The 11,281-nt window shown below is 69.8% G+C and carries 14 protein-coding genes; all 14 read left to right on the plus strand.

The features are described 5' to 3' along the window. Positions 1-16 precede the first annotated feature (16 nt). The 14 genes from MHW47_RS00135 to MHW47_RS00200 all read left to right on the plus strand — a co-directional run bounded on the left by MHW47_RS00135 (position 17) and on the right by MHW47_RS00200 (position 11,280). Positions 17-760 (plus strand): HNH endonuclease family protein, encoded by a 744-nt coding sequence (locus tag MHW47_RS00135; protein ID WP_239220496.1) that lies wholly within the window; start codon positions 17-19, stop codon positions 758-760. Continuing rightward, complete coding sequence (locus MHW47_RS00140) at positions 757-1,779, plus strand: hypothetical protein (protein ID WP_239220497.1); 1,023 nt, start codon at positions 757-759, stop codon at positions 1,777-1,779. Before MHW47_RS00135 ends, MHW47_RS00140 begins: the two co-directional genes overlap by 4 nt. Before the next feature lie 876 nt (positions 1,780-2,655). Then, the gene (locus tag MHW47_RS00145) at positions 2,656-3,120 is read left to right on the plus strand and encodes a helix-turn-helix domain-containing protein (RefSeq protein WP_239220498.1); all 465 of its coding nucleotides are present in this window, start codon (positions 2,656-2,658) and stop codon (positions 3,118-3,120) included. A gap of 213 nt (positions 3,121-3,333) precedes the next feature. Beyond that, positions 3,334-3,849, plus strand: a complete 516-nt coding sequence (locus MHW47_RS00150; protein WP_239220499.1) for a hypothetical protein — start codon at positions 3,334-3,336, stop codon at positions 3,847-3,849. Further along, a complete protein-coding gene (locus MHW47_RS00155; protein WP_239220500.1) occupies positions 3,843-4,838 on the plus strand; it encodes a hypothetical protein in 996 nt (331 codons plus the stop codon). Before MHW47_RS00150 ends, MHW47_RS00155 begins: the two co-directional genes overlap by 7 nt. Before the next feature lie 28 nt (positions 4,839-4,866). Then, positions 4,867-5,553 (plus strand): SAF domain-containing protein, encoded by a 687-nt coding sequence (locus MHW47_RS00160; RefSeq protein WP_239220501.1) that lies wholly within the window; start codon positions 4,867-4,869, stop codon positions 5,551-5,553. A 1-nt stretch (position 5,554) separates the two neighbouring features. Continuing rightward, positions 5,555-6,409, plus strand: a complete 855-nt coding sequence (locus MHW47_RS00165) for a hypothetical protein (RefSeq protein ID WP_239220502.1) — start codon at positions 5,555-5,557, stop codon at positions 6,407-6,409. Further along, a complete protein-coding gene (locus MHW47_RS00170) occupies positions 6,396-7,934 on the plus strand; it encodes a CpaF family protein (protein ID WP_239220503.1) in 1,539 nt (512 codons plus the stop codon). Before MHW47_RS00165 ends, MHW47_RS00170 begins: the two co-directional genes overlap by 14 nt. Then, entirely contained in the window at positions 7,934-8,827 is an 894-nt protein-coding gene (locus MHW47_RS00175; RefSeq protein WP_239220504.1) for a type II secretion system F family protein, read from the plus strand. The genes MHW47_RS00170 and MHW47_RS00175 overlap by 1 nt, the downstream gene beginning before the upstream one ends. After that, positions 8,824-9,720 (plus strand): hypothetical protein, encoded by an 897-nt coding sequence (locus MHW47_RS00180; RefSeq protein ID WP_239220505.1) that lies wholly within the window; start codon positions 8,824-8,826, stop codon positions 9,718-9,720. The genes MHW47_RS00175 and MHW47_RS00180 overlap by 4 nt, the downstream gene beginning before the upstream one ends. A gap of 26 nt (positions 9,721-9,746) precedes the next feature. After that, positions 9,747-9,977, plus strand: coding sequence for a hypothetical protein (locus MHW47_RS00185; protein ID WP_239220506.1), 231 nt, complete (start codon positions 9,747-9,749; stop codon positions 9,975-9,977). Further along, positions 9,978-10,385 (plus strand): TadE/TadG family type IV pilus assembly protein, encoded by a 408-nt coding sequence (locus tag MHW47_RS00190; RefSeq protein ID WP_239220507.1) that lies wholly within the window; start codon positions 9,978-9,980, stop codon positions 10,383-10,385. Then, positions 10,382-10,828: a TadE/TadG family type IV pilus assembly protein gene (locus tag MHW47_RS00195; RefSeq protein ID WP_239220508.1), complete on the plus strand. Its 447-nt coding sequence runs from the start codon at positions 10,382-10,384 to the stop codon at positions 10,826-10,828. The genes MHW47_RS00190 and MHW47_RS00195 overlap by 4 nt, the downstream gene beginning before the upstream one ends. Beyond that, entirely contained in the window at positions 10,825-11,280 is a 456-nt protein-coding gene (locus tag MHW47_RS00200) for a pilus assembly protein TadG-related protein (RefSeq protein ID WP_239220509.1), read from the plus strand. The genes MHW47_RS00195 and MHW47_RS00200 overlap by 4 nt, the downstream gene beginning before the upstream one ends. Position 11,281 lies beyond the last annotated feature (1 nt).

The following is an 11,281-nucleotide window of genomic DNA, read 5'->3' on the forward strand; positions in this document are numbered from 1 at the left end:
AAGGAGCACCACTTCTGTGTCCCACCGTCTTTGCCTCACAGCAGCCGGCGCCGCCTTCACGGCAACCGCCACTCTCGCCGCCTGCACGCCCATGGACATCGTCGAGGCCACCCCCAAGGCCGTGCCCACGACCTATCCGGCAGCCGCCGGCCCCCTGATGTCGGCCACACCCGCGCTCAAGGCGCTCGACGAGCTGCCCGTCAAGGACAGAGCACCCAAGACGGGTTACAGCCGCGACCAGTTCGGTCCGGCCTGGAGCGACGACAGCACCGCACCGGACAGCCATAACGGCTGCTCGACGAGGGACGACGTCCTCGCCCGCGACCTGTCCGACGTAGTCCGCGACGGGCCGTGCACCGTTGTCTCGGGGGTGCTCCACGACCCGTACACCGCCACCGCCATCGCCTTCACCCGAGGTGTCGAGACCTCGCTCGCGGTGCAGATCGACCACATCGTCCCGCTGAGCCTCAGCTGGCAGACCGGGGCCCAGCAGCTGTCCGCGGCCGAGCGGCTGAACCTGGCGAACGACCCGCTCAATCTCGCCGCGGTCGACGGTCCGACGAACGGGGCGAAGAGGGACGGGGACGCCGCGACCTGGTTGCCGCCGAATAAGGAGATCCGCTGCGGCTACGCGATGCGCCAGGTCGAGGTCAAGACGAAGTACCGGCTCTGGGTGACGCCGCCGGAGAAGGACGCGCTGCGCCGTGTTCTGGGTGGTTGCCCCGGACCCGCGCTGCCAGGCGAGGGGGCGTCCACGTGAACGAGGAGATCCCAGATGGTCTCCGGCCGCGCCCGTTCGGCGGCGACATGGAGCGCTGGCGCAGCGAGACCGAGCGGGCCGCCCGCTACCAGACGGCCGGCGCGGAACCGCTCGGTGCCGCTTTCCAGCCACCAGAAGCGGTGCGGACCGTGGAGCGGACACCGTGGGGGTGGATCCGCTGGGGGTACCCGATCCAGACGGAGCTTCGGTTCGACGACGCCTTCCCCGCTGAGATCGGGGTGTTCGCGCCGGAGGGGAGGAAGAGCTGGCGAGCTGTCGCGGCCCGGACGGTCCCTGGGCGCCGCCCGGCGCCGACGGTCAGACAGCTGGGCGCCGCCGACCTGCCCGTCGCCGTGAGCGTGTCCTGCCTGGCCCTGCTCGTGGCCGCCGTACTGCTCCTCACCCCCGTCCTGGACGAGTACATGGCAGCCGGAACGTTCCTGCTCGTCGCGGGCGCCGCCGGCATCGCGCTGGCCTGGGGAGTTCCAGCCGTGTTGGCGCTCGCCACGCGTCGGCACGTCCGGATCCTGGACGCGGCGGTCCCGCACGCTGGCCGGGTCCACCGCCTGCTCGCACTCCAGCAGGCGGTCTCCTCGGCGGCGGCCGCGGCGGACATCGCCGAGTTGCGGCGCGCGGCCCGCGTTGGACACCGGTTCCTGTGGGACGGGCTCGGACTGGTCCTGGCCGCTGACGGGCACGGGGCCGAACTCGAGGTCGTCGAGGTGTACGAGGCCGCATACCTGCGCCTGCACAGGGCCTCGGTCCACGCCCTGGCGGAGCAGGAGCGGCTGGAGGGCACGTTGACCGAGCTGGATGCAGCGGACGAGGACTTCGCCGGTCCGCCGGGCGCCTACCGCGGCAACCGGCGCTCCCGGCTGGTCGAGGAGGCGATGTCTTCCGGCGACGAGATCACCGAGGAGCTGGACGTGTTGGCGGCCGGCCTGCGACATGCTCAGCACACCGTCGGGCGCGTCGCCGGCCCCCTGACGGTGCAGGAGGTGCGGCATGAAGGCCGCTGAGAGCTGGGCCGCCCCGGAGGGAGGCGGGCGCCGTGACCCTGTCGTCGCACAGCGGGCCCGCCTGGCGGCGTCGTCGGTGGCCCGAGGGGTGATGTGGGCGATCTTGACCATCAGTCTTCTGGGGACCGCGGTGACCGCCCCGTATCTGCCGAGCCCCTGGGGCCGACCGATCGTGGTGCTCAGCGTGGTGGGAGGACTCGGATGCGGAATCGTCGCGTTCTGGCGCCTGTTCATCGCGTTCATGGCGGGACTCGGCCTCCTTCACGGTGCCGTTCCCGGCCGTCCGAGGACGCGACCCGAAGCGACAGCCCGGGGTGATGGCCCGTGATTCGCGCCACAGCGTGCCGGAGTCGGGTCGTAGCTCCGGGTGCCGCTCCGAGAGGCCGGCGGAGGCCCTTCGGCATGACTGAAAACACTGCTCCCATGGGCACTCTGAGGAGGCGACCGTCGATCGCGGGAAGGCCTCAGCGGGCCACACGGAGGGAAGAATCCCAGGTCAGCGCCACATCGACGTATAACGGGCAAAGATCCACAAAAACCAAGATCATCGCCGGAATGGATCTTGACGGCCTGAAAAGCACGTGCAAGATTCAGATAAGTTACCGGTCGGATTCAGTCACGGAACGGGCACTACCCCGCATGCGAATGCGGGCACGGGGAGGGGGCGTGTGCATATCAAGAACACGCTGAACCCCGGATATTCTCCCGCCGAGATTCCTTGCGGAGAATCGCGGGGCGACGCGGGGGTTGCGCACAAGACGGTCTCCCCCTCACCCGCCGCCGCACCCCTCCCTGCCGGCTCGATCCGCAGCACCGCCCTGGCCGGCGGGGGGCACCCAGACGGCACTCCCGACGACCACAGCACAACGGAGTACGGTGACAAGTCGCGGAGTAGCAGCCTTCAGCGGCGCAGCCCTGCGCCGTCTGCGCACCGCGGCACGCCTGTCACAGGACGAACTGGCCGCGAAGACGCGGCCGTACGGGGCGAAGGTCGCCGGGCCGCACGTCAGCCAGTACGAACAGGGCAGGCGAAAGCCCCAGTTGACCACGCTCCGGGCTCTAGCCGCCGCCCTGGGTGTCTCTCTGGAGACGCTGCTGGTTCGGGGTGCCTCGTCGGCCGACGTGGCACGGCTGCGGCTGCTCGCCGGCTGGAGTCAGCAAGCCCTCGCAAGTCGGCTGGGCATCGCCCAGGCCCGGTGGTCGAGGATCGAGCGGGGCTTGTCCTCACTGGAGGAGTCCAAGCTCCGCCCTGCCGCAGAACTGTTGAAGGTCACGGTCGAGCAGTTGCTGCGGGCGCTGGACGCCGCGACGCGCGCCCGTGGTCTTCGCGGCCGCCGGTAAATGGATGTGACGGCCATGTGGCCAGCGGCTTAGGCTCCCTATCCGCTTGACGGCATGTGCACGCACAAGGGCGAATATCTAACTGCCCATCAGTTTCGTACGCCTCTTTTCGCATTCTGATCGCCACTTACACGAGGGGATATGCCAGTGGCACCTTCAAACAGTGCTCGGATACGCCGGGCCGCGGTCTGTGTTTCGGCAGCCGCGGTCGCCGTGGCAGTGCTGGCCGGCTGCGGGTCGGGCGGCGGCAGTGCCACGGCGACCGCGTCCCCCTCGCCCTCGAAGACCTCGGCTTCCCCCTCGCTCGATCCGCAGGCCGCCGCCAAGGAGCAGGTCCTCACCGCCTACCGCGGCATGTGGGCGGAACAGACGAAGATCTACAACTCCGGCAGCTCCAAGGGGTCGAAGCTGGAGAAGTACGCCGCTGACAAGGCCCTGACGAAGGTCAAGCTGGCCGCGCAGTACTACCAGCGCAACGACCTGGTAGTGAAGGGCGCACCGATCCTGTCCCCCAAGGTCACCGACCTGTCGCTGGACACCTCCCCCAAGTCCGCGACCATCGTGGACTGCGTCGACAGCTCGAAGTTCGTCCCGGAGAACGCCAAGACCGGCAAGAAGTCCGACCTCGACGGCAGCAACCGCCGGCACGTGCAGACCTCGAAGGCCTACTACGGCAGCGGTAGGTGGATGATCGTCGACGCGACGATCGACAAGGACAGCACGTGCTGACCCGACGCGCCTGGCCGCTGATCGGTGCGCTCCTCGCCCCGCTGATCGCGCTCACCGTGCCCGTCGGCACCGCCAGCGCCGACGGCGATGGCGGCGGAGTCACCTGCCCCGACCTCGTCCCCGACTGCGACATTCACGTCGGCGGAGGAGGCGGGGGCGGGAACGGCGAAACCGGCGGCGGAGGAGGTGGGGGAGGCGGTGGCGGCGGGTCCGCCAAGTGCTACATCCGCGCGAAGGACCCCAACGGCAAGGAGATCGGCGAAGTTCCCTGCCACGACCCGGGCATGGGCTGGTTCAACTTCCAGGACCAGTGCTACTGGAAGATCCTCGACCCGCAGCCCAAGGAGGATGCCGAGGACTGGGAGTGGGGCACCGCCGCACCCTCTGACCCGGCCGCGCGGGCCAAGGGCAAGGTCTACAACGTCACCTGCCCTGGCCTGGGACGTGAGCTGATGGGTGGCTCGACCTGGAGCCAGAACCCCCCGCCGGGCTTCGGCGGAGGCCCCTCCCCCGAGGAGCTGGCGCAGGAGGCCATCAAGAAGATGCGGCTGCTCGGCGCGCAGATCGGCACGGCCCCCGGTGCTGGGAAGACCGGCATCGTCGGCATGCCTGTATGGATCTGGAACGTGAAGACCGCACGGACCTGGGGCCCCGTCTCGGCGAGCGCCTCGGCGGGCGGCCTCACGGTCACCGCCATCGCCAACGTGAAGAAGATCGTCTACACGATGGGTGACGGTGGCAGTGAGACGTGCACCAACGCCGGCACTCCCTACGAGGCGTCGTACGGGGGCAGTTCCTCACCCACCTGCGGCTACCGGTACACCAAGACCTCCAGTGGCCGGCCCGGCAACACCTTCTCCGTGAGCGCGGTCACCACCTGGACCGTGCACTGGCAAGGCGGCGGACAACAAGGCGACATCACCACCACCCGCGCCTCCGGAGGCGTGCAACTGGCCATCGGCGAGGCCCAGGTCGTCGCCAAGCCGTGACCCGCCCGCACACGTAAGGAAAGCCCAGATGAGCACCACCACGGGGCCCGCCCCTGAAAGCACCGACCAGCAGAGGCCTGCCCCCAAGTCGATCGTCCGCCAACCGGTCGTGCGCCGGCGTCGGCCCGGCTTCATTGCCATGGCCGTCGCGCTGATCGCCGTGGGAGTCGGCGCGAACGCCTGGCTGTACATGGCGACCGGCGACCGGGAGCCCGTCGTCGCCATCGCACACGACGTGCCGATGGGCGCGCAGCTCACCGCCGACGACCTCGTCGAGGCCCGGATCGCCACCGACCCCGTCCTCCACCCCGTGCCGGCCAGCCAGATCAAGAAGGTGATCGGCAAGCGCACCACGGTCGGCCTGACCAAGGGCAGCCTGCTCACCAGCCAGGCCATCAGCGACCAGCCACTGATCAAGCAGGGCCAGGAGCTGGTGGGCGTCTCACTCTCCACCGCGCAGATTCCCGCCAGCACCGTGAGCCCCGGCCAGAAGGTCAACGTCGTCCACACGCCCAAGAACAACGGCGCCGACAGCGACCCGGCCGGCGGCAGCAAGGACACCACAGTGCACGCCGTCGTCATCGAGGTCGGCAAGGCCGACAACAGCGGCGACCGGGTGGTGGACCTCGCGGTCAGCGCCCTGGACGGCGCCACCCTCGCCCAGTGGTCCGCGAACGGCGAAGCCTCCCTCGTCGTCGTCCCGACGGGGAACTGACATGGCCGTCATCGCCTTCTCCGGCGCCAGCGGCGGCCCCGGAGTGACAGCGACCGCGCTCGCCGCCCTGCTGACCTGGCCCCTGACCGACGGCCGCCGCGCCATCCTGGCCGAGTGCGACCCCGACGGCGGCTCGATCGCCGCCGGCTACCTCGAGTCGCGGCTCCTGGGCGAATACGGCCTGCACAACCTGGAAGTGGCCCACCGCCGTCGCCAGCTTGACCAGGACTTCTGGTACCAGCTGATCGACGTGTCCGACAAGGACAACCAGGACCGACTGCTGCTGCCGGGCCTGTCCAACCCTGCTCAGGCCGCCGGTCTGAGCCAGGTCTGGCAGCGCCTCGGCCTGCTCTTCGACCAACTGCAGAGCCAGGACCCCGGATACGACGTCCTGGTGGACCTCGGCCGCTCGGGGGCCACTGGATCAGCCAGCGCCCTGGCCCGCTCCGCGGACATCGTCGCCGTCGTCGTGCGCCGCACCCTGCGGTCGGCCAGCGCCGCCAAGCCCCGGGTCGAGGCGCTGCGCGCCGCGCTCGAGGACCGCGGCCGCGACAGCGGCCGCCTCGGCCTGGTCGTGATCGAGGAGGGCAACTTCCGTCCGCGGGACATCGCCGAGCAACTGGAACTGCCCATCTTCGCCACGCTCCCCCACGACCCCAGAGCCGCTCAGATCCTCTCCCACGGCGGCGACGGGGGGCGGTACTTCGGCCGGTCCGCGCTCCTGCGCGAAGCGCGAGCCATGTCGGAGCAGCTACGGGGTCTGGCCATGCAGGAGCGGCAGCGGCTCCTCGCCCCCGCGCTGCGCCCGCAGACCGTCCTCGACCGAATGAAGGGAGCCGTCAATGCAGCGCGGTAAGCCCCTGTACGCACCGGGCCAGGTCTCGCACCTGCCCCACCAGGCCCCCGTCGAGGGATGCACCAACTCGCCCGGGCTCGTGGCGCCGGCCGCGCCGTCGGCGCCGTCCGGGGACGGCCCCGTTGTCGCACGCAGGTCGCTGTGGGACTGGGAGACCGTCACCAGCCTGCGCGAGGAACTCAGCCGGCAGATGGCACCGGAGTTCCAGGCGTACAAGGAATCCAACAAGCGGGACATGCCCGCCGACGAGTCCGAGCAACGCGGCTGGGAGATCATCAACGAACTCGTCGCCCGGTGGGCGGCGGACTTCGCTGCCGCCCGGCAGATCTCGCCGGCCGAGTCCGACGAGACGAGCTTGGCCCAGGCGGTCTTCGACGCCCAGTTCGCCCACGGGCGCCTCCAGCCCTACCTGGACGACGAGAGGGTCGAGAACGTCCTGATCAACGGCTGCGACGACGTGTGGATCGACTACACCGACCGTCCCCGCCAGAAGGTCGAGCCGATCGCGGAGAGCGACGAGGAACTCGTCGAGTTCCTCCAGATGCTCGCCCGCCGCCACGGCGCCGGTGAGCGCAGCCTCTCCAAGGCGTCGCCGACCCTGGCCCTGCGCCTGTCGGACACCTCGCGTCTGCAGGCAATGACCGAGGTCACCCCGCGGCCGTACGTGACTATCCGAAAGCAGCGGATCCGCTCCGTCACGCTGGAGGACCTGGTCACCTACGGCACCATCGACCCCGGGATGATGCACTTCCTCAAGGCCGCCATGGCCGCGGAGAAGAACATCATGATCTCCGGCACTCAGGGCGTCGGCAAGACCACGATGATCATCGCGCTGGCGCGCGAGGTCGACCCGCAGGAGCGGGTGGGCACGCTGGAGACCGAGTACGAGCTCTTCCTGCACGAGGTCGGGCACCTCAAGCAGGTCGTACCGATGGAGTCCCGGGAGGGCAACGGCGAACGCGTCGACGGCCGCGAGGTCGGCGAGATCGAGATCGCGGACCTGATCGCTCCCTCGCTGCGTATGATGCTGCGCCGCATGATCGTCGGAGAGGTCCGCTCACGCGAGATCGTTCCCATGCTCCAGGCGATGTCCGCCGGTGAGGGCGGCTCGCTCTGCACGATCCACAGTCGCAAGGCCGAGGGCGTGTTCGCGCGCATCGCCCAGCTGTGCATCCAGCACGGCGACGGGATGACGCAGGAGTTGGCCTACCTGATCGCCGGCGCAGCGCTGGACTTCGTCGTCCACGTCAAGATGATCGACGAGACCCGCATCGGCGGGAAGAAGGTGCGCTTCGTCGAGCAGATCCTGGAGGTCACCGGCGAGGCCAGCGAGAGCGGCCTGCCCTCCACCAACAAGATCTTCGCTCCCCGGTCCGGGTCCGGAGACCCCCGCGCCGTGCCGACCGGGGTGAACCCGTCCTGCCTGGACGACCTGGTGCGCGCCGGGTTCAACCCGGCGTGGCTGTGCGAGGAGAACGGCAGCTGGGGCGGGCCGCTGGACATGAAGCGGACGGCGGTGGCCTGATGGGCGTGTTGATCGCCGGCTTCGCCGCACTGTTCCTTTTCGGCGGGATCGCCTTGTTCGTGGCGGGCGTGCGCGGCACCGAGGTGTCCGCCCGTCCGGTCAAGGTCAAGCACGAGCTGCCGCCGAAGTCCAGGAGGATGCGGCAGATGCAGATGGGTGGCGCCGCCATCGCCGGCATGCTGACCTGGCTGGTCTCCGGCTGGCTGCCCTCCGCCCTGCTGGTCGCCGGCGCCGTGTTCTTCCTGCCATGGCTCGTCAACCCCAACAAGGCCGCCAACGAGCAGATCGAACGGCTGGACGCGCTCGCGCAGTGGACCAAGCGACTGTCCGACCTGGTGCGCACCGGTACCGGCATCGAGGAGTCGATCGCGGTGTCGGTCCGCACCGCACCCCGGCCGATCGAGCGCGAAGTGGCGGACCTGAACGTGCGCCTTCAGTCGCGGATCCCGACGGGTGACGCGCTGACGGCGTTCGCCCGCGCGATCGGCGACCCGCGGGCCGACCTCGTCTCCGCAGCGCTGCTGCTGCGCATGAAGGACCGCGGCCCCGGCCTGGCGGACGTCCTGTCCGACCTGGCGGCACGGACCTCCAATGTGGTGCGCCGCCGGCGCGACGTCGAAGCGGACCGGGCCAAGCACCGCACCACCACCCGCTGGATCTGCGCGATCACCCTGGTGGTGATCGTCGGGTTCTCCTTCAACAAGTCCTACATCGAGCCGTACGGCACCCCGCTGGGGATGCTCGTGCTGGTCATCTTGATGGCCGCCGTCGTCGCGCTGTTCTGGTGGATGAGCCGCCTGGGGATGGACAAGCCCCTGCCCGGCTTCATGGAGTACGACGAGAAGTCCGCCGGTTCGCACACCGACCCGGTCTTCACGGAGGTCGCGCGATGAACCAGCTCACCATCGCCCTGCTGGCCGGCGCCGGCATCGGCCTGGGCCTGTTCTTCCTGATCCGCGAACTGCTGCCCTCCGGCCCGGCGCTCGGCCCGGCCCTGGAGCGGCTGCACGGAAGGCCCCAGGCTGCCGTACGTCGCCGCGACGACAAGCGCCCGCTGCTCGAGCGCGTCGGCGACCGGGTCGCGGAGCGGGTACGGGACTGGCCCGGCGTCAGCGTCCCGACCAAGAACCTCAACCTCGTAGGCGACACGATCGGAGAGTTCTTCGGCAGCAAGGCCCTGCACTTCGTCGTCGGGCTGATCCTGCCGTCGTTCTTCTCTCTGGTCCTCACCCTGGCCGGCATCGACCTGCCCTTCGTCCTCACCGGACTGGCCGGCATCGCCGCAGGTGTCGGCCTGTGGTTCCTGCCCGACGCCCAGCTGGCCAAGCGCGCCACCCAGGCCCGCGCGGAAGCATCCCAGGCGGTCATGGCCTACATGGAACTCGCCGCCATGGAGCGGATCTCCAGCTCCGGCGCCCAGGACACCCTGGAGCGGCCGGCCGAGGTCGGCAACGGCTGGGTCTTCCGCCGGATCCAGGCCGCCCTGGTCCGTGCCCGCCTGGACCGGGCGCCCGCCTGGGACGGGCTGCGCCACATCGCCGACGAACTCGACGTACCTGCAGCCGGCGACATCGCCGACATCGTGGCCAGCGCCGGCACAGACGGCGCGGCGATCTACAGCACCTTGCGCAGCCGCGCGGAGTCCCTGGCCGACGAGCAGGCCGCCGCCGAGCAGGCCCGGGCGAACGCAGCCTCCGAGAGCCTGATCGTCCCGGTGACCTTGCTCTCCATGATCTTGCTCGTCTTCTTCGGCTTCCCCTCCGTAGTCCGCATCTTCCTCGTCTGAACCGCACTCACAAGGAGCACCTCACCATGAAGACCTCTCCCGCTCTGCGCATGGCGGTCACCGCGTACACCGCGCTCGCACACGTCCTGTCAGCGGCCGAGCAGAAGTTCGCCGACGCCCGCGAGGAGGGCGACCGCGGCGACAACAACATCTCCACGATCATGTGGATCGTCGGCATCGTGGCCTTCGCGGCGATAGCCATCGCGGCTTTCAAGGTTCTCGGCCAGTCCAAGCTCGACGACATGAAGGGCCTGTAAATGGCTCTTCGGGCTCTCGCCCGTCGTATCCAGCAGCGGTGGCGGGAGGACGACGGTGACGCGAGTCTGCAGATGCTGATCTGCTTCCCCGCCGCGCTGCTGCTGATCCTCATGGTCGTCGACACCTGCAACGTGTACTTCGCCAAGCAGGCCGCCACCACCGCGGCGCGGGAGGCCGTTTCCGGTGCCCGCGCCTATGGAAGCGGCACCGAGGACGGAATCGCGCGGGCCGACGCGGTCTTCCGGCGCGTCGGCGGGACGCTGCGCGGTCCCCGGGTGAGCACGGCGGGTTCCAACGCGGAGCGAGTCGTGTTCACCGTCACCGCCAAGGCGCCGTCCCTGATCGGGCTCAACATCAGCATCATCGAACGCGCCACCGGCCCGGTAGAGAGGTGGACCAGCCCGTGACCAGCAGCCGACGGCAGCCGCGCCGGCCCCTGGGGGGCGACGACCGGGGCAGCATCGCCATCGAGTTTGTGATGTGGGTTCCCGCCGCGATCCTGTTCCTCGCGATCGCGTTCGTGGCGGGGCGCATCGTCACGGCCAGCAACGCCGTCGACTCCTCGGCGGCGGCGGCCGCGCGCGAAGCCTCCATCGCCCGCACCGCCGGTGAGGCGCAGGCCAACGCCCGATCGGCCGCCCAGGTCGCCCTGTCGGACCAGAAGCTCAAGTGCGCCCGGACCAGCGTCACCGTGGACACTTCCGGCTTCAGCGCTCCGCTGGGCGCCTACGGTGCCGTCACCGTGCGCGTCAGCTGCACCGTCCAGCTCAACGACCTCGGCTTTTCGATCGGCTCCAAGACCGTCAAGTCCAGCTTCACTTCCGTGATCGACAGGTACAGGCAGCGATGAGCAGCACCGACTCCACCGCATCCCGCCTCGACTGGTTCCGCGACGACCGCGGCTCGCTGTCGATGTGGTGGCTCCTGATGGTCATCCCGATGTTCATCATGCTCGGCCTGTCCTTCGACCTCGGCGGGAAGCTCCGCGACATCGAGCGGGCGGACGCGATCGCGGCCGAGGCCGCCCGGGCCGGCGGCCAGGCGATCGACCCCGCCAAGGCCATCGCCGGCACCGCGGTCGTGCTCGACCCTGCGGCCGCGCAGCGGGCCGCCTACCAATACCTCAACGCCGCCGGCGTCCGCGGCACGGTCACCACCAGCGGCGACGGCAAGACCATCAACGTCCACGTCACCATCCAGCACAAGACGATCTTCTTGCAGGTCATCGGCCAGTCCTCGCTCCCCGTCGAGGGCCACGCCAGCGCTGAGCTCCTGCACGGCATCGGCGCCCCGGAGGGATGAT

Origin of the sequence: Streptomyces sp. OfavH-34-F, assembly GCF_022347745.1 — a bacterium.
Lineage (GTDB): Bacteria > Actinomycetota > Actinomycetes > Streptomycetales > Streptomycetaceae > Streptomyces.

Excerpts from the sequence above, each read along its gene's own strand:
- MHW47_RS00160 (WP_239220501.1), top strand. The coding sequence starts at position 4,867 with ATGAGCACCACCACGGGGCCCGCCCCTGAAAGCACCGACCAGCAGAGG.
- MHW47_RS00165 (WP_239220502.1), top strand. The coding sequence starts at position 5,555 with ATGGCCGTCATCGCCTTCTCCGGCGCCAGCGGCGGCCCCGGAGTGACA.
- MHW47_RS00170 (WP_239220503.1), top strand. The coding sequence starts at position 6,396 with ATGCAGCGCGGTAAGCCCCTGTACGCACCGGGCCAGGTCTCGCACCTG.
- MHW47_RS00175 (WP_239220504.1), top strand. The coding sequence starts at position 7,934 with ATGGGCGTGTTGATCGCCGGCTTCGCCGCACTGTTCCTTTTCGGCGGG.
- MHW47_RS00180 (WP_239220505.1), top strand. The coding sequence starts at position 8,824 with ATGAACCAGCTCACCATCGCCCTGCTGGCCGGCGCCGGCATCGGCCTG.
- MHW47_RS00185 (WP_239220506.1), top strand. The coding sequence starts at position 9,747 with ATGAAGACCTCTCCCGCTCTGCGCATGGCGGTCACCGCGTACACCGCG.
- MHW47_RS00190 (WP_239220507.1), top strand. The coding sequence starts at position 9,978 with ATGGCTCTTCGGGCTCTCGCCCGTCGTATCCAGCAGCGGTGGCGGGAG.
- MHW47_RS00200 (WP_239220509.1), top strand. The coding sequence starts at position 10,825 with ATGAGCAGCACCGACTCCACCGCATCCCGCCTCGACTGGTTCCGCGAC.